The organism is Chloroflexaceae bacterium (assembly GCA_025057155.1).
Classification (GTDB): Bacteria; Chloroflexota; Chloroflexia; order Chloroflexales; family Chloroflexaceae; genus JACAEO01.
Map to the genome: position 1 here is coordinate 207,964 of JANWYD010000009.1, position 20,289 is coordinate 228,252.

Genomic DNA, 20,289 nt, shown 5'->3' on the forward strand with positions numbered 1-20,289 from the left:
GGTTGCGTATTATTTCCAGAGGGGCTGACTTGGCTGTATCCCCGGATCCTGACATTGAGGGACAGGTGCTCAGCGATGAGCACCTGATGATCCAGGTTGCCGCCGGCGATACCCGCGCGATGGAGCACCTCTACACTCGCTATTCCCGCGTCGTCTACGGCCTGGCGCTGCGCATCCTGGCCAACGCTGAACTGGCCGAAGACGTGGTGCAGGAAACGTTCTGGCGGGTCTGGAACCGCGCAGCCACCTTTAAGGCCGGAAGCGGCGCGTTCGCGCCCTGGCTGTTTGGCATTGCGCGCAATCTCTGCATTGATGAACTGCGCCGGCAACAGTCGCGGCCCGGCGCTCTGGGAGCCGGCAACGACGCCGTGGCCCTCGCCGCTGTCCCGGATACGCAGACCAGCATAGATGAGGTGACATGGGAAGCCGAGCGGCGACGTCTGATCACCAACGCCCTCAGCGAGTTGCCCGCCGACCAGCGACAGGTGATCGAACTGGCCTACTTCGGAGGTCTCTCCCAGCGCGAGATCGCCGAACGTTTGAATGATCCGCTTGGAACGGTGAAGACGCGCGTGCGTCTCGCCTTGCAGAAATTGAAAACCTTGCTGCAACACCAGGGCATCGGTCTCGATGACCGCTAGAAGTTCTGGACTGGTAATGAACGCTCACGATCACGATCCATCCTCCCCTGCGAGCCAGATTGGCGCGTATGCTCTCGGCGCCCTCGATCTTGAGGATCGCCTGCAACTTGAGGCTCTGCTTGAGCGTTCGCCCGAACTCCAGGAGGAGTTGCGTCAGTTACGCCAGGTTGTCGCCCTGCTGCCCTATGCAGCGACGCCGGTTACTCCCCCGGCCCGCGTGCGTGAGCGCCTGTTCGCCCGCATCTCCGCGGCCAGAGCCGAGGGCGACGCCAGCCGCGCTGCTGCGCCGCCAGCGACCTCGCCACGCCGACGCATGCGCTGGCTTATGCCCGGCCTCGTCGCCGTGCTTACCGCCCTGGTGGTTGCTCTTAGCCTCGCGACCCTGTCCCTCAGTTCCAGCATCGCCCGTCTTGAGCAGACCAATCGCGAACTGGTCGCCGGTGTGAAGCGTATGCAACAAACCCTCGCCGAGACCGAGGCCCGCCAGGAGCAACTTGCCGCCCAACTCGCCGCCGGTCAGGAGCAACTCAAGGTCCTTGCAACCCGCCTGGAGGCCGGTGAAGAGCGTATCGCCCGCCTCGGCGCCGACCTGGCGCGCGACGATTATGTCATCTCCTTCATCAGCGCGCCCGGAGTGGCTACGCGCCAGTTGCGCTCCGTCCGTTCCGGCGTTGCCGCCCAGGGAGAGATGTATATGTATCCCGGCCACTCCAGCGCAGTGGTCATCTTTAGCGGCCTGCCGCCCCTGGCGCCAGGACAGGTTTACCAGTTCTGGTTTGCCGATGAGACGGGCCAGGTGGCAGGCGAGACGTTCGTCGTCGATCCAACAGGCATTGGCTACGTTGTCGTCGAGGCCCCGCGTGAAGTGAATGCCTTTCGCGAAGTGATGATCACCATCGAGCCATCCGGGGGCAGCGCTACTCCGAGCCAGAATGTGATCCTTGAAGGCGCCCTCTAGAGCACTGACGGGAATGCTTGATCCCCTGAGGCCACTGAGCCACGTGGCTCGCTGCGCGAGCGCCGCCATCAGTGCGCATTAACCTGTTCGAGAATCGCTACAGGCGTGCTTCCGGAGGAAGGCAAAGGCAGCGCGTGGGGCCACTTGCGTCCCCTGCTCCGGGCCAGGAACTTCTGGCTGTCCCCTCAATCGTATGCTTGCCGCTTGCCCCAAAACTCGGCGGCACGCCGTTCTATCCTTATGCCGGGATCACCGGCGCACTGCCGGCGCACCCTGCTGATCCCCCCTCGCATCGAGCGTCCGACGCCTCGGCCTCGACCGCATAGGCGTTGAAACTCCTCCTACCATCCTCAATCGTACGCGTTTGTCATCCTCCGATCATCCAGCGCCCTTCTCACGCTCCAAGCGACATCCTACAATCAAGGCCATAGAACGGTGGAGCTCACAATCCGCCTGCGCTGCAGCTTTCCCGACAAGCCGCCGGCATCACGCGCAGCAAGAGAGTTGAGGAGGCTATGATCACCCAGCCGATCGACCTACTCCCTCGCAACACTCTGGGCCCATTGCCCAGTCATTGCGCATATCCGCGCGCAGATCGCGGTCTGGCGACCGAACTGGACGCTGCCGCATTGGCGACCATGGATCTGCCGACATTAATGCAGCACTGCGCCACCGAAAGCGAGCGCTTCTATCGCGGCCAGGAACACGATACCCGCTTCAGCTATGAACTCTTCCGGCGGGCGCTGGTCGAACGCGATGAAGCCGCCTGGGAGCACCTCTACCAGCACTACAGCGGTCTGGTCGAGGGTTGGATTCGCCGCTGCGCGGCATTCTCCAGCAGCAGTGAAAGCTGCGAGTACTTCGTTGTTGGCGCCTTCGCCAAGTTCTGGCGCGCTATCTCCCCGGAACGGTTCGCCGCCTTCCCTACGCTAGCTTCACTGTTGCAATACCTGCAGTTGTGCGCCACCAGCGTGGTTATCGACAATGTGCGGGCCAATTCCTGGTCGGGAACCCTTCTCGAAGAGACGCTCACCCCCGAACGCAACCCCGGCACGTCGCCCGATGAAGAGGCTATGCACCGCCTGGATCGCGAGGAGTTCTGGCGCTTCATTGACACCCAGCTCCATAGCGAAACCGAACGCGTGGTCGTGTATGGCTCCTTTGTCCTCGGCCTGACCCCGCGCGCAATTCAGGCGCGACACCCCGATCTATTCGCGACAGTCAACGAAGTCTACAACGTCAAACGCAACGTCCTGGGCCGTCTGAGCCGCAATCAGCAGTTGCGCCAGTTGATCGCCGGTTAGCTTGCCGGTCTTTGAACAAAGCCTGGAACTGCACTGGCTGTTTCACCGGAGCGCCCTCGCTTCACGCGAAGCGAGGGCGCCTGATTGCCAGGAGATAGCGCACCCGCCTCCGGGCCTGCGAAGATTGCCCTTTCCCAGGCCCGGCCCTTTTCGTTCCCGTGGTCAGACGACGCATTGTTACGTAAGGGCCTGGTCGAACCGCGCTCCTGGTGGTCTCTGGTCGTGTCGCCAGGGCGGGGTGTGAAATACGCTATACTACACATGATAAAATTGTGTAAAAACCGTTTGAAACCGCGTTTCATACAGTACAGACGGGTTTGGCAACCGACCGCGAGTCCAGGAGTGCGGGGTATGACCAATGACGAGGAGTGGAAACAACGATGCACGTGCCCACCGTCTCTGAGTGGCAGCGCATTGATCGCAGCGGCCGATGGCGAGGCGGACGAGGCGACCCTGGCACACCTCCAGGACTGCCCGGTCTGTATGGCACGAGTCATGCATCTACGGGCGCTTCAGGCGTATCTGTTGCGCCGGCTCTATCGGCTCCACTGCCTGCAGACAGAAGTGCTGGTGGATTACTGCCACGGCTTGCTGGATCCGTATGCGGCGGCGGCGGTGACGCACCATCTGGCGATCTGCCCGCACTGCGCGGCGGAGGTGAAACTGCTTCAGGAAGGACCACCCCTGGCGCAAGCTGTCGGTCGCCGAGGACGTATGCTGGCGCCCAACCTCTGATCGTCGAACCCCCGGCCATGCCCCGCCTGTCGTTGCTGAGGTGACTACAGGGGCAATAAAGAACGAGGGTCTGGAAGAGCTTCACCCTTCCAGACCCTCGTTCGTCCTGTCAATGCAGGGTGCAGCGGCGCAGGAGCATGCGCGCCTAGTCGAAGTGGTCGGCCAGGTAGGCAGTCAGGTCAGCTACGCGCACCGAGTAGCCCCACTCATTATCGTACCAGGCGATAATCTTGAAGAAATCATCGCCCATGCTGTGAGTTAGCGGCAGATCCACCACGGAACTATAGGTGGTGCCAATGAAGTCGCTACTCACCAGTTCGGCCTCGCTGACCCCCAGAATCCCCTCCAGTTCCTCACTCTCGCTCGCTTCGATGAAGGCCTGGTTGATTTCCTCCACCGTCGTGGGGCGGTTGAGGAGCACGGCAAAGTCCACCACCGAGACGGTCGGCGTCGGGACGCGGATGGCGTAGCCGTGGAACTTGCCTTTCAGTTCAGGGATCACCAGGGCCACAGCTTTCGCCGCTCCGGTGGTGGTCGGCACAATGTTCATCGCGGCGGCGCGGGCGCGGCGCAGATCCTTATGGACATTGTCCTGCAGGTTCTGGTCCATGGTGTAGGAATGGATGGTGGTCATCAGGCCGCGCTGAATGCCGAAGCGATCGTTGAGCACCTTGGCTACGGGAGCCAGGCAGTTGGTCGTGCAAGAGGCGTTGGAGATAATGTGGTGACGGGCATGGTCGTAGCTCGACTCATTGACGCCAAGACAGATAGTGAGATCTTCACCCCTGGCCGGCGCAGTAATCAGCACCTTCTTCGCCCCGGCCTGCAGGTGGGCGCGAGCCTTCTCGGCATCGGTGAAGCGGCCGGTCGACTCGATGACGATATCCACGCCCATATCGGCCCAGGGAAGCTGCGCGGGATCGCGTTCGGCGAGGGCCGCAATCTCGTAGTGATTATCATCGTAATCAACAATGAGCTTGTCTTCCGTTACCGTCACCTCTCCATCGAAGAGACCGTAGGTCGAGTCGTAGCGCAGGAGGTGAGCGAGGGTCTCATTGTCGGTGAGATCATTAATTGCGACAATCTCAAACTCGTCAGGGTGATACTCGAGCATCGCCTTAAAGCTCTGCCGACCGATCCGGCCAAAGCCATTAATCGCGACACGTACCATAACGGTCTCCTTCCCTAGCACGTTGGCCCCCACGCTCCACCATCGAACTACCGGGCCAGGGGCGCCAGGCGCACATCGGGCGGCGGGCGGGCCGGACAACGCTGGCGATAGGCGCGGTCGCATTATAGCACGTTTGCCGGGCAGCGCCGGTGCAGGCGCACAGCGCAGCGCCCTGACGCCGGCTATCGAGCCGACATGGGCCCGTGTGCTACAATCTGTGCAACGGCTGCGGTTCTTTCGCCGGGGGAGCGAGAACCTCTCGCCGGGAGGACGCGACGGCCATCAGGGTCGCGGCCGGGTCGCGACAGGAGAGACGGAGATGTTTTTGACAGTCAGCCTGGGTGTGGGCATAGGGGTGCTCGGTCTTATCGGCTTGGCGCGCGGCACACGCGCGGGATTGGCAGCTATTGCCGGAACCCTGCTTGGCGCCGTGCTGATCGATCTATGGAACCGGCCCCTGGCAGCCTGGATCCGTGAAACGCTACGACCCGAATTGCCGGCACTGCCGACCTTCCTGCTCATTGCGGCTGTGTTTCTGCTGACGGTGGCGATCATCGGCTACGGTGGGAGCGCCCTGCTGCCCCGGGCCCCGGCGCAGAGCCGATCCAGGCAAATCCTTGACCGGATCGTCGGCGGCTTGCTGGGCGCACTGAACGGAGCCTTGATCGCCAGCTATCTGCTGCGCTATGCTGATATGGCCCGGGTCAACGGCGACGTGGCCGACCTCGTGGCGACATCGCCGCTGGCCCAGGTGCTGTTGTTGTGGTTGCCATGGTTTATCCTGGCGCTTGTCGCCACCACCGGCGCGATCGTGCTGATCCGTGGAGGCGCCCGCTTCGTGCGCGCCCGGCGGACAGCGGCCACTGCGCCCGCTGCCTCAACCGCGCAGCCAGCCGCGTCGTCTGCCACTGCCGGCGCGCCCCCGCCTCGCGAACCGGAGCGCAGTTCAGGCGAAGCGACCATGGATCAGGCATTGGGCAAGAAGTAAGCACCGCCCGCGGCAAGGATACGTGTTTGGATTTACCGCAGAGCACGCAGAGGAACAGAGGATGAGCCTGTTAAAGCTGTTTGCGCCCTCCGCCCTCTCTGCGGCACGAACAGGTGCGGTAGCTGCGAACGCTATCGAAACGATTGGCAGCCGGGCGCGAGGAGCAGGCAAGAAGGCCGCCCGGGACCCGGCCCGGCCAGGAACAGACGGTAGGGCAATGCTCAGAACGAAATCGCGCGGTCGCCCAGTTGCGTGTTCGGCCAGATACGAACGCCGCGCTCCAGGCGATTCTCGGCGCCCAGACTGCAGTCATCGCTCACGATGGCCCCCTCGGTAATATGCGAGCGTTCGCCAATGACGTTCTTCCTGCCAAGCACACAGTTTCGTAAGACCACGCCTTCCTCGAGCACATTGTCATCCCACAGCACGGCGCCTTCGATGGTGCAATCCGGGCCGATCATACAGCGCGCGCCGATCACCGTGGGGCCGATGATCCGCGCGCCGCGCTTGATCACCGTCCCTGGCCCGATCACCACCGGACCGACCACCTGGGCGCTCGGGTGGATCTCGGCATCCCCCTCCAGCCACACTCGATCGGCGATCTGCCGGCCACGGAAGCTATAGGCCACCTTGCCGATCAGAATATCGTGATGGACGTCAATATACGTCTGGGGCTTGCCGATATCCGTCCAGTAGGCGCGGGACGGGAAGCCGTACATCGGGTCGCCGGTCTGGAGCATGACCGGGAAGAGGCCGCGCTCGAACATGTAGAACTGCCTGGGCGGCACGTAGCGAAACACTTCCGGCTCGATAATATAGGTGCCAGCGTTGATCAGGTCGGTGGTAATATCCTCAGGACCGGGCTTTTCCAGGAAGCGCTGCACACGGTTCTGCCGATCCATCTCGACCAGACCGAACTGGGTCGGATCCTCCACCGGCGTGAGCGAGATAGTCACCTTGCTTTGCTTCTCGCGATGAAAAGCGAGCATGGCCCGGAGGTCGAGATCGGTCATCACGTCGCCGTTAAAGACGAACGTAGAACCATCGAGCATGTGTTCGACGTTCTTCACGGCGCCTGCGGTGCCGAGCGGTTCGGTCTCTTCTACGATATGGAGCTTCATCTCCAGGCGCGAGCCATCGCCGAGACTCTCGCGAAAGCGATTGGCAAGGTATTGCACCGCCAGGATCACCTCGCTGATGCCCTGGTCACGGAGCCGCAACAACATCCACTCAATGAAGGGCTGGTTGACCAGAGGGATCATCGGCTTGGGCGTATTACAGGTCAACGGACGCAACCGCGTTCCAAGACCTCCAACCAGGATCACAGCTTTCATACAAGACACCTCGATAGCACGAAACGGGTTTACCTCACAGCCGCATGCGCGACACAGGCGACCTCATCTTACGCCTCGACCCCTGCGGGGCGTTGAACGGGCGGAAGACGGGTGATGACAGTATTGTTATCTTGCAGGTTGAGCAAGGTCACGCTGCACGGTTTCGCGCCAGTAAGCCAGAATATCGTGTAACGTTTGCTGCAAGGGGATGCGGGGCGTCCAGCCGGTGCGCGCCTGGATGCGCCGCGGATCGCATATGACCACGGGAATATCAATCGGGCGCATCAAGTCGGGACTGACCTGCACTTCAATCCTGGCGGTGCTGGCCTGCAGCAATACGTCGAGCAGGTCGCGGACCGTCACCGCCCGCCCTGAGCCGGCGTTGTAGACGACGCCCCGTTCGCCGCGCTCGGCGACGAGGGCATAGGCGCGCACCATATCGCGCACATCGGTGAAATCACGCTGGGCGCTGAGGTTGCCGACCTGCATCACCGGCGGTTGCAGGCCGAACTCGATGCGGGCGATCTGCCGGGCAAACGCGGCCGTAACAAAGCGCTCATTCTGGCGAGGTCCAATGTGGGTGAACGGACGCACGCAGACGACGTCAAGACCGTGACTCATGGCGTACTGCTGCGCCAGCAGGCTCTGAGCCGCCTTGCTTACCCCGTAGGGATTGGCGGGCCGCAGCGGGGTGTCTTCATCTATCGGCAGATCGTCGGGCGTAATGGCGCCGTACTCTTCGTTGGTGCCCACTACCAGCACTCGCACCGACAGACGGTGCTCGATAATGGGCAAGAACAGGTGGAGCGTCCCCAGGACGTTGGTGATAAGTGTGCCGGCTGGATCGCGAAAGGATTCGGGGACGAAGGGTTGCCCGGCAAGGTGAAAGATCAGCGCCGGGCGCACCGCCAGGAGCGCCCGCGCGGTTGCTTCCGCGTCGTTGAGGTCGGCGTAGACCAGCCCGATACGCCCCGACAGACCCGCGGGCGCCCGCTCCGGGGCGCGGGCCAGGCCCCACACCTCGTAGCGGCCCTCACTGAGCAGGTGATCAGCCAGATGCCCGCCGACGAAACCATTGATGCCGGTGATGAGCGCGCGCATAGCCTGTACTATAGCCGATCTTGCCGATGTCGCAAGTCCCGGCGGCACGAACGGCGCCGGTCTGCTGGACCTCGATACGGGTAGCCAGAAGCCGATGTGTACGTGTTCAGAGTTACCGCAGAGTACGCAGAGAAGCCTGAAGGATGCGCTTCGTGCACCCTGTGCACCCCTCTGCGCCCTCTGCGGTGCAACGGTGTTCGGTACGTGCAAGCCCTATCCGCCAATGTTTATTGTGCATTTCATTGACGGGTTTTGTGCAGCGTGATACAATGTAATTGCAGAAAATACGCGCTTCCACGCACCAATCTTGCACGTGCGTGCTACAATATGTGCCTCTGTTCACGAGGCAGTGTGCCACGTGAAAGGCGGTCGGCTATGGCACAACAACACTTTCTCTTCCAATTCTCGGACAAGCCGCGCTATAACACCAAAGCGGTGGCGCAGGAGACCGGCGTTCCTGCAGACACGTTTCGGGCCTGGGAGCGACGCTATGGCATTCCGCGTCCCCAGCGCACCGATGGCGGGCATCGCCTGTACTCCGAGCGCGACATCGCCACCATCCGCTGGCTGCGCGACCGCACCGCCGAAGGGCTAACGATCAGTCAGGCCATCGCTCTCATGAACGATGGCAACGAGTCGAATCTCTCCTGGCTCAACACCGCGGTTGATACCGAACCCCATACCTGGGAGCGCCTGAACAGCCGTCTGGTCGCCGCCCTTACGGACTATGACGCGACCCGCGCCGAGCAGATCCTGGGTGAGGCTTTCGCCCTCTATCCAGTCGAAGATGTCTTTCTGAAGCTCGTACAGCCAGTGATGGTGGAGATCGGCGAACAGTGGCACGCGGGGAAAATCACCGTTACGGCTGAACACTTCGCGACCCAGTTCGTTCGCCGCAAGCTGTCAGGATTGTTCAACACCTATAACATCACCGACGGCCGGGGCCTGGTGCTGGTGGCCTGCGCTCCCAGCGAGCAACACGATCTCGGCGCGCTGATGCTTGCAGTCTTCCTTGTACGCCGGGGCTGGCAGGTGATCTATCTCGGTCCTGAGGTGCCCCTGCGTGACCTGCTCGAAAGCGTGCGCAAATTGCAGCCCGATATGGTGGCAATGTCGGCCTCAACCACCGAGACGGCCACCCAGCTCCTCGAAGCCGGTCGCGCCATTCTCTCTCTCCCCCCTCCGACGCCTCATTTCGCCTATGGGGGGCGGGCCTTTAACCTCAACCCGGTGCTGACCCAGAAAATGCCCGGCACCTTCCTTGGTCACGACGCCCTCGAAGCCGTAGACAATGTCGCCGAGATCCTCGGTACGAATCGGTAGATGTCAGAACCTCACAGGTTACCCCTGTGAGGTTCTTGCGTTTCACGTCTGCACGGCTTCTCCGCACGCCAACGCAATGATCTTGAGGGGGCCTCGCCTGCCCCGGGCCCCGCTCAGGCAGCGCCTTCGTCAGCCCGGACGGAAGCCGCTATTTTCATTGAGGCACAAATAATTACATTTCATAAGCACAGATTCCTTGTGCATTGAGCAACGTCACTGGCTATGAACGCCCGGATCCGCCAGGTATCCGGGCGTTTTTCTGGCTTCAGAATGCTCGCACTACGCTGCACGGGTCTTGCACAGCCCATAGTTGCCTCAATCCCTCAATTCACGTATTATGAAAGGGAAGGGATTTCTTTCACAACCACCGGACCGGCGCTCGACCACGCGGCACACCTGGGAATGGTCAACCGCATCGCGTGAGCGCATCGGTCCCTAGCCTGGCGCGCTGGCCTGCCGCACCCTGGTTGATGCCCGGGAGCTGAGACGAAGGAGAAGCCGTGTGTCGCTGAATCCTGGTTCCTCACTGGCGCTTGGCGCCTCCGGAAAGCTGATCTCCCAGCCGCTGCCGGCCGAAGAGCAACTGGCGTTGCTCTTTCACCTGACCGACACTCCGCCATACGCGGGCAGCGAGGAGCGCCCACCCCGCCCGCCCCACTCCCTTGCCGAGGCGTATGCCGAGTGCGAGCGTATCATTCGCCGCCACTCGAAGAGCTTCTACTTCAGTTCACAGTTCCTCGCTCCAGATGTGCGGCGCGCCGTGCGCGCACTGTACGCCTTCTGCCGGGCCACCGACGACACGGTGGATATGGCCGTTGACGACCCCGCCCGCGCCCTGGCCGCCTGGGTGCAACAGGCGCGCGCCCCTCGCCCTGCCCTCCACGACCCGGTGCTGCTGGCCTGGTCTGACACACGCTCCCGTTACAATCTCTCGGCGGCCCTGGTTGACGAATTGCTCGCCGGCGTGGCCATGGATCTGACCATTTCACGCTACGCAAACTTCGCCGATCTCTGGCTCTACTGCTACCGCGTCGCTTCGGTCGTGGGCCTGCTGGTGATGGGCATAACCGGCTACGTTCCTGGCGCCGAGCCGTATGCGATCAAGCTAGGCGTGGCCCTGCAACTCACCAATATTCTGCGGGATGTGGGCGAAGATGCTCGGCGCGGGCGCGTCTACCTCCCCGAGGAGGATCTGGCGCGCTTTGGTCTGACGGCGGAGGATATCCTGGCCGAAGTGTACGATGAGCGTTTTCGTGCGCTGATGCGCTTTGAGGTCCAACGCACCCGACGCCTCTATGCCGAGAGCTGGCCAGGGATCGCGCTGCTCCCTCCCCAGAGCCGTCTGGCCATCGGGGCCGCCGCGCGGATCTACTGCGGCATCCTTGACAAGCTTGAAGCCAATGACTACGATGCCTACACGCGCCGGGCGCACCTGAAGCTGCGCGAAAAGGTGGCGCGCCTGCCCCGCATCTGGTGGGATGTGCATTGTCTCGGATGAGGATTGAAGAAGCCTATGACCACCAGCGTTCTCCACCATGTTCCGCACGCGCCGCGCCGCTGGCCGACATGGGTTTTCGACACTCTGCTGTGGATTCTGTTTCTGGGGCCTGTTCTTTCGCCCCTCTTCCGCGCCTCCGGTCTGCCCCTGGCGGCAGAGAGCGGACAACTTGCCCGCGATGTGCTGGCCACGTTCATCTGCCCGACGCCGGAACGCTCATACCTGCTCTTCGGGTTGCCAATGGCCGTATGCGCGCGCTGCTGGGGCGCGACCATCGGCCTCTGGGCCGCGCGCCTGCTGGTGGACCGGCGGAGCGCAGCGCGGTCTGGAGGGGCGCTGAGGCTGCTGGAGAGCCTCCGCGCCCTGCCCTGGTGGGCGCGCCTGACCCTCTGCGCCGCTCCGTTCCTGCTCTGGCCGCTGGAGATTGTTGGTCACTACCGTGGCGCATGGTACGCGCCTCTCTGGCTGCTCTTGCTCAACGGCGCGCAGGCCGGCTTTTTCGCCGGGTTGTTCTTCTGCTCGATCTGGCCGGGTCTCTGGCCCGTCGCCGAACGCCAGGACCCGATCCCCGTTGCTACGGCAATGCGCGAGGGTTGAGCATAGCCGATAGCCCACAGATCGTCGCCGGTGTGTTCATTGCGGCCTTGTGCAGGTTGTAATGAGGCTATCACATTCATTCGGCCGAATCGACTGATGCACGTTATCGCCAGGTCTCATCGGATCACCATAGACGGCATTTCCAAATCGCATCAGCCCTCTCACATCGTTCCACTCCGGCCATACGAACAGCAGGCGCCCTGATCGCCCCGCTAAGAAGCCCTGATCTCACGCAACTCTAAACCAGGATACGCCGCACGCCGCAGCGCGTTGCGGTATGATATTTCTGTAGCCGTGCGCAGTAACGCGGTTGGCGGCCGGGCCTCAGCACCCCGGCGACCGGAACGGTCGCAGCGGGCGCAGCATCTGGGCAGCGAACTGCTGGAATGGTCATCGTATGTTAAAGCTCCTCTTGCCGCTATTGCTTGGGCTGGCACTCGTGGCCTGCAGTCCGCCCCCATGGCCCTTTGGGCGGCAGGCGGAACCAACGGCGCAAAGCATGGCGCCCCTATCCGGAGCCGCAGGCGAGGCTGCCACTGCCACACCCGTCGCCGCCCCTCGTCCGACCAGTGCGCCCTTGCCGACCATCGCGCCACAGCCAACCCTGGAACCGGCAGTTAGCGCGGCCCTGGCCGACCAGGAACGCCTGCTGGTCGAGTTATACCGCCGCGCCAATCCTGCGGTGGTGAGCATTGACGTGTTTGGAGCGCCGCTGCCCGAAAACCATCCGGTTGTACCGGGGTTGCCCGAACGCTCGCGCGGGCAGGGTTCAGGCTTTCTCTACGATGATCAGGGCCACATTGTAACGAACCATCACGTGGTCAGCGGCGCCGAGCGCTTCCAGGTGCGCTGGTACGACGGTACGACGGCGCTGGCGGATCTGGTGGGCAGCGACCCGGACAGCGACCTGGCCGTGCTCAAGGTGCGCGCCCTGCCCCCTGGCGTTGCGCCATTGCCGATCGGCGACTCACGCCAGGTCGAGGTAGGACAAACAGCGGTAGCGATTGGCAGCCCCTTCGGCGAGCAAAACACGCTCACGGTTGGCGTCGTCAGCGGTCTGGGCCGCACCCTGCGCGGCCCGACGCGGACCTTTGGGAGCTTCAGCATCCCCAACATTATCCAGACCGACGCAGCCATCAACCCCGGCAACTCCGGAGGGCCGCTGCTCAACACGCGCGGCGAGGTGATCGGCGTCAACACGGCGATTGCTGTGAGCCAGGGCGGCGGGTCCTTCGAAGGCGTAGGTTACGCCGTACCCGCGAGCACCTTGCTCAGGGTTGTTCCGGCGTTGATCCGCGAGGGACGCTACGAACATCCCTGGATGGGCATCCGGATGTTCTCGCTCGACGCGCTGACCGCCGAGCGCCTGGGGTTGCCGGTGGCGCGAGGCGTGTTGATCACCGACGTGCAGGCAAACAGCCCTGCCGCGCGGGCAGGGCTGCGGGGCGGCTCGCGTGAGGTGACGCTCAACGGCGTGCCCCTGCGGGTCGGCGGCGACATCGTCCTGGGTCTCGACGGTCACCCGATAGCCGACGGCGATCAGTTGATCAGTTTGCTGGACCTGGACTATCGCGTCGGCGACACGATCACCCTGAGCGTGCTCCGCGATGGCGACCAGACGCCGACGGACATTCCCCTGGTGCTCGAAGCGCGCCCGTAGCACCGCCCCGGCGCGTCCGTCACCGGACGAGCCGGAAAGCGGCTACGGTCACGCGGCCACTGCGGAGGCCCTGACCGACAATGCTATAGTTGCCGGGCGGATCGGTAGCCAGGGTGCGGAAACCGACCAGCACCACGCCATCGGGGTCGGCGATGGCGCGATAGGGAACGGCGCGCGCTCCACCAGCAGCCAGGTTGATCCACATGGCCACTTCCTCGCCGCCCGCGTAGCCGCGAGCCTCGAAGCCGAGGGTCGTGCCGGGCGCGCTGGCTTCAGGAAAGACGCGCGCCGCAAAACCCGGGATAAGGAAGCAGGCTTCGGAACTCCCCTCAGGAACCGGTCCGGGCGGCGGGGCGTTGGGAGGGAAGCCTGGCCGCAACTGGCAGGGCGCCAGCGCGCTGCCGAGAAGGCCGAGCCGCACCCGGTTGCCAACGAGTTCAAAGCGCGCGCGTTCGAAATACTGGACGAGGTAGTTGCGCCCATCATCGAGTTGCTGGACAAACTCCTCGGAGATTGGATAGCCGAAGATGCGCAGGCCGCCGCGGCGTTCCCAGAAATTGCGGAACTCGCCACGCAAGGTATGGCCGGTTTCGGGGAAGAAGCGCACACCCGGAGCGCGCACGGGCGCAACCGGCGGGAAGCCGAACCCGCGGGCCGCCGTAAACTCGCGTCCGACCAGGCCCAGACTGATCACGGCCTGATTATTCACCACATCAAGTTCGAAACGGGCGCGTTCAAAGTACTGGGCCACCCGGCCATCACGGTTCTGCACAAACTCCGGAGACACCGGATAGCCGAAAATCTCGACGCCTCCATTCCGCTCCCAGAACGAGCGAAAGGCCCCGCCGAGAAAATGGCCCGTCTGCGGGAAGTAGACCTTCCCCTGGGCCCGGGCGTTGCCGGATGGCAGCGCAGCGAGCAGCATCGCCGCCACCAGCAGCATCAGCGCCCCTGCCCGTCGTCCTCGTAGCTGGTCCATAGCTACTCCATATGCGTGCGTAAAGCGAATCCCGGCGACCTCAGAAGGGAAAAAGCGCAAGCGGATACAGGATGCGCGCGTACGCACCTGTGTTTTATGATTTACACTCTGTCTGGTTCATCATACGCGATAGCATGCAGACTGTCAAGCGTTGATCGCCACGAATCCGCGCTGTGGCGCGGATTCAGCGCTAATTAAGCGCGACGATCCGTACCACGCCTGCACCACGGGAGTGAACCGGGACTCTGGCGGGCCGGCGCAGCTCTCGCGGACCCTCAAGGCTGATGTAACGGCTGCGGGAGAGGCCTGCTGGCCGCGCAACCGCGCCCAAACCCGCTGTTGGTGGCAGACATCGCATCGGCCCAGCCGGGGCCCTTACCCTGCTGCGTAATCTTCACGCCTTCGGGGTATAATAGGGAAGTGCCGTGCGCGACTGAGCGAAAGGGAGCGACTATGGCCATCCCGATCATCGCCGACCTGGCGGTGGCCCGCGCCACCGTGCTGCTCCGCCGTCCCCTGGATGAAGATGCCGCGACCACCGCGGCAGTGGCGGCGATTATCGCTGAGGTGCGCTCTGGCGGCGATATGGCCCTGCGGGCATGCAGCGAGCGCTTTGACGGCGTGGCCCCGGCGATGCTGGAAGTGCCCCGCGAGCGCTGGCGCGCGGCGGCTGAGGCGCTCCCCGCCGATCTGCGCGAGGCCCTGAGCCTGGCCGTGGCCGAGATCCGCCGCTTTCACGAGCGTCAGACGCGCAACACCTGGATTGATTTCAGCGTCGAAGGAGCACGAGGCCAACTCGTGGTTCCGCTGCAACGGGTAGGCGTGTACGTGCCGGGCGGCGCGGCCCCGTTGCCCTCGTCGCTGATCCACGCCGCCGTGCCGGCGCGCGTCGCCGGAGTCAGCGAGATTGTGGTCTGCTCGCCGCCCCGAGGCGAAAGCGGCGAACCAGCCGAGGTGGTGCTCGCCGCCGCCTGGATTGCCGGGGTGGATCGGGTCTTCGCCGTAGGGGGCGCGCAGGCCATCGCCGCGCTGGCATATGGCACCGAAAGTGTGCCGCGGGTGGACAAAATCGTCGGGCCGGGCAATCGCTACGTAATCCAGGCTAAGCGCCTCGTCTTCGGCGCAGTAGGCATCGAGAGCCTGCCCGGGCCAACCGAGACTCTGGTCATCGCTGACGCTGCGGCCAATCCACGCTATGTGGCCGCGGATCTCCTCGCCCAGGCCGAGCATCTCGACGCCAGCGCCATCCTGCTGACCGATTCGCCGGAACTGGCGCGGGCCGTGCAGGCCGAGGTCAGCCGGCAACTCGAGGCCCTGCCGGCGGCGAACGCCCGCGCCGCTGCCGAGGCCGTCAAGCGGCGCGGCGCAATCGTGCTCACCCCCGATCTGGACACGGCCTTCGACCTGGCCAATGCCTATGGCCCCGAACACCTCTGCCTGCTGCTGACCGACCCGTGGGCCTGCGTCGGCAAGGTGCGCAATGCCGGCGGCGTGTTTCTCGGAGAGCAGTCCTTCGAGGTGCTGGGCGACTACTGCGCCGGCCCCTCGCACATCATGCCGACGGAGGGCACGGCGCGCTACGCCTCGCCAGTGAACGTTGATGACTTTCGCAAAGTGATCTCGCTCATTGCGGTCAACGACATCGCCCTTGCCCGGATCGGACCGGCGGCGCGCCGGATCGCCGAGGCCGAGGGCCTCTTCGCCCACGCCGCCGCCGTGCAGGCCCGTCTGGATAATCACGTGTAGCCACCTTACCCGGCGGGCAGGGGGATGGGGAACCCGGAGTTCCCCGCGCCCCTCCAACTGGCTTTGTTCATTGATTGTCACCGTGTCAGCTTCCGATTCCGGGCTCTCACCAGAAAGGTTTTGACGTATGTCGGGCTTTCTCGAAACGTTTATCAGCCTGCTGTTTCAAGCGCTCCTGTTTGCCATCCTCGGGCGGGTGCTGGTCTCGTGGATCGATCCGCTGGGCAACCTGCGGGTGACGCAGATCCTCCGTGATATTACCGAGCCAATCCTGGCGCCCATCCGCAGCGTGATTCCTACCATCGGAATGATTGACCTCTCGCCGCTGGTGGCGATCCTGCTGATCCAGTTGCTCCAGGGATTGATCATAAACGCGATTCGTTAGGAGTATGACGACGCTTTTCGTTTCAGGCGAGGCTCGGAGGGGCCGCGCCCCCCTCCAGGACGGGAGCGCTGGCGCCCGTCCTCCGTCCGGGCCTGCCCGCCTTCCCCGCCGCTCCTGTCCGATTGAAGCGCAGGGAATGCCGCGGCAACGATCATGACCAATTCGCCTCCACGCACCGACAGCTTTCTGTTGAGCGTCGTCTTTCTCGCCGGGGTCGGCACCCTGGGCGTAGAAATGGTGATGCCGCGCCTGCTGGCGCCCTACTTCGGAACCTCGCAGCCGATCTGGGCAGTGGTGATCGGCATGACCCTGGTCTATCTGGCCGCAGGGTACTGGCTCGGCGGGCAACTGGCTGACCGGCGACCGGAGCGTCGGCTGCTCTTCTGGCTGATCGCCTGGGCCGGGCTGCTCACGGCGCTGGTGCCCCTGGTGGCGCGCCCGTTCCTGCAACTGGCCCAGTCCTCGCTGCGGGGCGTGGCCGCGGGCGGCTTTCTGGGCGCGCTGGCCGGAGTGATCCTGCTCTTCGCCGCCCCGGTGATCCTGATGGCCACGGTGGGGCCATTTGCCGTGCGTTTGCAGTTGCACCAGGCCCGGCAGGGCGTGGCCGAGGCAGGGCGAGCCGCGGGCACGATTTCGGCCCTCTCCACTATCGGCTCGATTGTCGGCACCTTTCTCACCGTGCTGGTGTTGATCCCCCTGATCGGCACCAGGGCGACGATCTTCCTCTTCGCCGGCTTCCTGGCGGCGCTTGGCGCCATCGGGCTGCGCGACTGGCGCGCCCTGCTCATGCTCGCCGGCGTGGCCGGGCTGGCGCTCGTCCACTCCACGCTGGTCTCGACTATCAAGACGGCCGACTGCCGTGGCTGCACGCTGATTGCCGAACGCGAATCGAGCCACAACTACATTCAGGTGGCCGAGCAAACGATCAGTTATACATCGGGCGCGGTTGACCGGCGGCGGGTGTTAATCCTGAACGAAGGGCAGGCCATCCATTCGGTCTACCGCCTTAAGTATCGCGAGACCGGCGACCCGCTCGATCTGTTGACCGATGGCGGGCCATGGGATTATTTCGCCGTGGCGCCCTACCTCTACCCGGCGATGCGCCCCGCCGAGGTGCAGAGCCTGGCCGTGCTCGGCTCGGCGGCGGGCAGCGTTCCCAAGCAGTTCCTCGCCATTTATGGGCCGGAGACGCTGATAGACGCGGTAGAGATTGACCCGGCGATCATCGAGATGGGCCGGCGATACTTCGACATGGAGGATCTCGACCCGGCGTATCCGCGCTACACAACCTATGCTCAGGATGCCCGCGCCTGGCTGGCCGCCGCTCCCCGGCGCTATGACGTGATCGGGATGGACGCCTACCAGCAGCCCTACGTGCCGTTTCATCTGGCTACGGTGGAGTTTTTCCGCGACGTGCGGGCGCATCTCACGCCGCGGGGGGTGGCCGTGGTCAACGCCGGGCGACCCTCCAGCGGCGATGACCGTCTGGTCAACGCCCTGGCCTCGACAATGCTGGCGGTCTTCCCGGAGGTGTATGTGATTGACACGCGCTTCTCGAACGCCCTGCTGGTGGGCATGAACGCGCCGGTGGGGGATGGCGCGACGCATTTCATCGAAAACGCGGCCGTTATGGCGACCCTGGCAGAAGACGAGCCACGCTACCGCGCTCTGCAACTGGTGATGTACTGGGCCCTCAACGAAGGGCGCTTCGGACCGGTGCGGCCCTTTATGCCGGCTGAAGCTCGCTACGCGCCCTTCACCGACGACCGGGCCCCTATCGAACGTCTGATTGACGACCTCATCCTGAGCGAAGCCGCTCGCCGACAGACGCGCTGAACGGGCATCACACCTCAACGTGAGCAAGACGAACGGTGAACAATTACAAATTGACAAGCTGCGCCCATCTATGTTACTGTTATATTGACACTACCATCGGCGAGCGCTTCGGAACTCACCGGAGCGGCGTTGCAGGACACTGGCGCAGCATGGCCCACGCGCGGCACCGAACACATCAACCCGGTTGCGACAATGCCCCTGATCAGGCATTGTCAATCCTCACTCCCGCCGGCTTCGACGACCGCTGCGGCGGGATGGGAGGCAGTGTTGTGTTGCGAGCCATCCGTGCGGTCTCCTCCGCCAGCCGGGCCAGGAGCCTGGCGCTCTAGCCGGGGGACACCCTTACCCCCGCGCGAAGAGCCCTTGTAGATGTACAACGGTTCTTAAGGGGGTGGGTGCCTTGGGACAACGAGTACTCGTTCTCAACGCCAGCTACGAGCCGCTGCAACTGATCTCGGTTCGGCGCGCTCTCATCCTGCTGCTTCAGGAAAAGGCGGAGTTGGTCGAGGCCGCCACGCAGCAACTCCGCGCCCGCTCAATTAGCTTCGACGTACCCCTTGTTATTCGCCTTGTGCGCTATATCCGCATTCCACGTCGCATGAAATTGCCCTGCTCGCGGCGAGGCGTCTTCGCACGCGACCGTGAAACCTGCCAGTACTGCGGGGCGCAGCCCGGGCGGGCCAATCTGACGATGGATCACGTGATCCCCCGCTCTCAGGGCGGCACAACCACGTGGGACAATGTGGTAACGGCCTGCCGCGACTGCAACCATCGCAAAGGCGGGCGCACGCCTGAACAGGCGAATATGGTGCTGCTAACCACCCCGCGGCAGCCGCAGTATGTCGCCTTCGCCCTGCTGGGCGAGATCGAACGCCACGATGTCTGGCGCAAGTATGCCTTCGGCTAAGGCCAGGCTGGGCCGCTTCGGCGAAGCGGCTGCTGCAGCGTACCTGCAACGCAACGGTTTCGCCCTCGTCGCGCGAAACTGGCGCTGCTCCGCGGGAGAAATTGACCTGGTTGCCACCGACGGCGACCAGGTCATTTTCGTGGAAGTGCGCACGCGACGGGCGGGCGGCGCAACGCCTGTGCCACCCGAAACCAGTGTGAACGCGCATAAAGCGCGGCGCCTCGTTCAACTCGCCTATGCCTATCTCGCCGAGCACGAGGGCAGCGCCGACCGCGCCTGGCGGATTGACGTGATTGCCGTTGAAGTGGACCGCGCCGGGCGCATCGCCCGGCTGGAGCACATTGAGCATGCTGTAGAAATTGGGTCCTAGAGCGTTTCTCAGAGAGGGCGTCTCACCCGTTGCGCGGCTCCCATACCTCGGTCAGCACGCAATCCCAGGGCAGCTTAAACTCGTCGGCAGGGTCATAAACGTGAGATTGCAAATTGATCACAATCACCTCAGGTTGTGAGAGAGCCTTCCAGCCGTGCATAATCATCGGCGGAATCTTGATCAGGCGGGGCTTCTGGCTGCCAAGGAAGATCGGGTTCACATGGCCGAAGGTGGGCGAATCAGGTCGAATATCCACCAGGGTGACCTGCAATTTGCCGCGCGTCACGGTGAACTGGTCGGTATGGTCGTTGTGCAGGTGCCAGCACTTCGTAACGCCATAATCGGTAGCGCTCTGATAGACGTGCGCCGGCATCAGCAGACCGTCGCTGTCCATCCAGGGGCGGCTCCAGAGTTCAATAACATCTCCGCGGCCATCGAGATGCACCGTCAGATCCTTGACAATCACTCCGGCAATCGTAGGCGGGCGATACGGCGACTGGATAACGTAGGGAATGCTCCGCAACCATTCCACCGTCACCTCTCGGGCGTGGGCAGGTCCTGCGCGTTCAATAATGGTCATGAGGCAAACTCTCCTGAGTCAGCGAGACCGGGCGATCCGTGCTGATGGGCAGTATACCATGCTGAAAATGACATTTCATTGACTATAAGGGCGCCTGTCTGTTATACTTGAAGTCTCAAAGATTATTTGTACCTGGTGACTTGACAGGTTGCGTATGCACGGATGGATTGTTGCGA

General features: G+C 63.5%; 19 protein-coding genes. 14 read left to right on the forward strand and 5 right to left on the reverse strand.

The window, feature by feature from the left end; all coding sequences use genetic code 11:
- The first annotated feature begins 29 nt into the window (after positions 1-29).
- The 4 genes from NZU74_10300 (at position 30) to NZU74_10315 (ending at position 3,638) form a co-directional block, all read left to right on the forward strand.
- Entirely contained in the window at positions 30-641 is a 612-nt protein-coding gene (locus tag NZU74_10300) for a sigma-70 family RNA polymerase sigma factor (protein ID MCS6881714.1), read from the forward strand.
- A 16-nt stretch (positions 642-657) separates the two neighbouring features.
- On the forward strand, positions 658-1,599 hold the full coding sequence (locus NZU74_10305; protein ID MCS6881715.1) for an anti-sigma factor: 942 nt from the start codon (positions 658-660) through the stop codon (positions 1,597-1,599).
- Between the two features lie 638 nt (positions 1,600-2,237).
- Positions 2,238-2,903: a sigma-70 family RNA polymerase sigma factor gene (locus NZU74_10310; GenBank protein ID MCS6881716.1), complete on the forward strand. Its 666-nt coding sequence runs from the start codon at positions 2,238-2,240 to the stop codon at positions 2,901-2,903.
- 483 nt (positions 2,904-3,386) lie between these two features.
- Complete coding sequence (locus NZU74_10315; GenBank protein ID MCS6881717.1) at positions 3,387-3,638, forward strand: hypothetical protein; 252 nt, start codon at positions 3,387-3,389, stop codon at positions 3,636-3,638.
- 145 nt (positions 3,639-3,783) lie between these two features.
- On the opposite strand, the gene gap is transcribed toward NZU74_10315, so the two are convergent.
- Positions 3,784-4,809 (reverse strand): type I glyceraldehyde-3-phosphate dehydrogenase, encoded by a 1,026-nt coding sequence (gap, locus tag NZU74_10320; protein ID MCS6881718.1) that lies wholly within the window; start codon positions 4,807-4,809, stop codon positions 3,784-3,786.
- Positions 4,810-5,128: 319 nt separating this feature from the next.
- Between gap and NZU74_10325 the strand changes: the two genes are divergently transcribed.
- Positions 5,129-5,797 (forward strand): CvpA family protein, encoded by a 669-nt coding sequence (locus NZU74_10325; GenBank protein ID MCS6881719.1) that lies wholly within the window; start codon positions 5,129-5,131, stop codon positions 5,795-5,797.
- A 221-nt stretch (positions 5,798-6,018) separates the two neighbouring features.
- On the opposite strand, the gene NZU74_10330 is transcribed toward NZU74_10325, so the two are convergent.
- Positions 6,019-7,131, reverse strand: a complete 1,113-nt coding sequence (locus NZU74_10330) for an NDP-sugar synthase (GenBank protein MCS6881720.1) — start codon at positions 7,129-7,131, stop codon at positions 6,019-6,021.
- 126 nt (positions 7,132-7,257) lie between these two features.
- Entirely contained in the window at positions 7,258-8,232 is a 975-nt protein-coding gene (locus tag NZU74_10335) for a GDP-mannose 4,6-dehydratase (GenBank protein MCS6881721.1), read from the reverse strand.
- A gap of 375 nt (positions 8,233-8,607) precedes the next feature.
- Here NZU74_10335 and NZU74_10340 point away from each other — a divergent pair, with 375 nt between their 5' ends.
- The 4 genes from NZU74_10340 (at position 8,608) to NZU74_10355 (ending at position 13,310) form a co-directional block, all read left to right on the forward strand.
- Positions 8,608-9,555, forward strand: coding sequence for a MerR family transcriptional regulator (locus tag NZU74_10340; protein ID MCS6881722.1), 948 nt, complete (start codon positions 8,608-8,610; stop codon positions 9,553-9,555).
- Positions 9,556-10,057: 502 nt separating this feature from the next.
- Positions 10,058-11,053, forward strand: coding sequence for a phytoene/squalene synthase family protein (locus NZU74_10345; GenBank protein ID MCS6881723.1), 996 nt, complete (start codon positions 10,058-10,060; stop codon positions 11,051-11,053).
- Positions 11,054-11,068: 15 nt separating this feature from the next.
- Positions 11,069-11,650 carry a DUF2085 domain-containing protein gene (locus NZU74_10350; GenBank protein ID MCS6881724.1) on the forward strand — a complete coding sequence of 194 codons (582 nt, stop codon included), beginning with the start codon at positions 11,069-11,071 and terminating at the stop codon, positions 11,648-11,650.
- Between the two features lie 499 nt (positions 11,651-12,149).
- Positions 12,150-13,310, forward strand: a complete 1,161-nt coding sequence (locus NZU74_10355; protein MCS6881725.1) for a trypsin-like peptidase domain-containing protein — start codon at positions 12,150-12,152, stop codon at positions 13,308-13,310.
- 19 nt (positions 13,311-13,329) lie between these two features.
- Here NZU74_10355 and NZU74_10360 read toward each other — a convergent pair whose 3' ends face one another.
- Positions 13,330-14,289 carry a hypothetical protein gene (locus NZU74_10360; GenBank protein MCS6881726.1) on the reverse strand — a complete coding sequence of 320 codons (960 nt, stop codon included), beginning with the start codon at positions 14,287-14,289 and terminating at the stop codon, positions 13,330-13,332.
- A 453-nt stretch (positions 14,290-14,742) separates the two neighbouring features.
- Between NZU74_10360 and hisD the strand changes: the two genes are divergently transcribed.
- The 5 genes from hisD to NZU74_10385 all read left to right on the forward strand — a co-directional run bounded on the left by hisD (position 14,743) and on the right by NZU74_10385 (position 19,533).
- A complete protein-coding gene (hisD, locus tag NZU74_10365; GenBank protein MCS6881727.1) occupies positions 14,743-16,035 on the forward strand; it encodes a histidinol dehydrogenase in 1,293 nt (430 codons plus the stop codon).
- A gap of 127 nt (positions 16,036-16,162) precedes the next feature.
- Positions 16,163-16,420 carry a YggT family protein gene (locus tag NZU74_10370; protein ID MCS6881728.1) on the forward strand — a complete coding sequence of 86 codons (258 nt, stop codon included), beginning with the start codon at positions 16,163-16,165 and terminating at the stop codon, positions 16,418-16,420.
- A gap of 153 nt (positions 16,421-16,573) precedes the next feature.
- Positions 16,574-18,256 (forward strand): fused MFS/spermidine synthase, encoded by a 1,683-nt coding sequence (locus NZU74_10375; GenBank protein ID MCS6881729.1) that lies wholly within the window; start codon positions 16,574-16,576, stop codon positions 18,254-18,256.
- A gap of 391 nt (positions 18,257-18,647) precedes the next feature.
- The gene (locus tag NZU74_10380) at positions 18,648-19,163 is read left to right on the forward strand and encodes an HNH endonuclease (GenBank protein MCS6881730.1); all 516 of its coding nucleotides are present in this window, start codon (positions 18,648-18,650) and stop codon (positions 19,161-19,163) included.
- Positions 19,150-19,533, forward strand: coding sequence for a YraN family protein (locus tag NZU74_10385; protein MCS6881731.1), 384 nt, complete (start codon positions 19,150-19,152; stop codon positions 19,531-19,533). Before NZU74_10380 ends, NZU74_10385 begins: the two co-directional genes overlap by 14 nt.
- A 22-nt stretch (positions 19,534-19,555) precedes the next feature.
- On the opposite strand, the gene NZU74_10390 is transcribed toward NZU74_10385, so the two are convergent.
- The gene (locus NZU74_10390) at positions 19,556-20,113 is read right to left on the reverse strand and encodes a dTDP-4-dehydrorhamnose 3,5-epimerase family protein (GenBank protein ID MCS6881732.1); all 558 of its coding nucleotides are present in this window, start codon (positions 20,111-20,113) and stop codon (positions 19,556-19,558) included.
- Between the last annotated feature and the right edge of the window lie 176 nt (positions 20,114-20,289).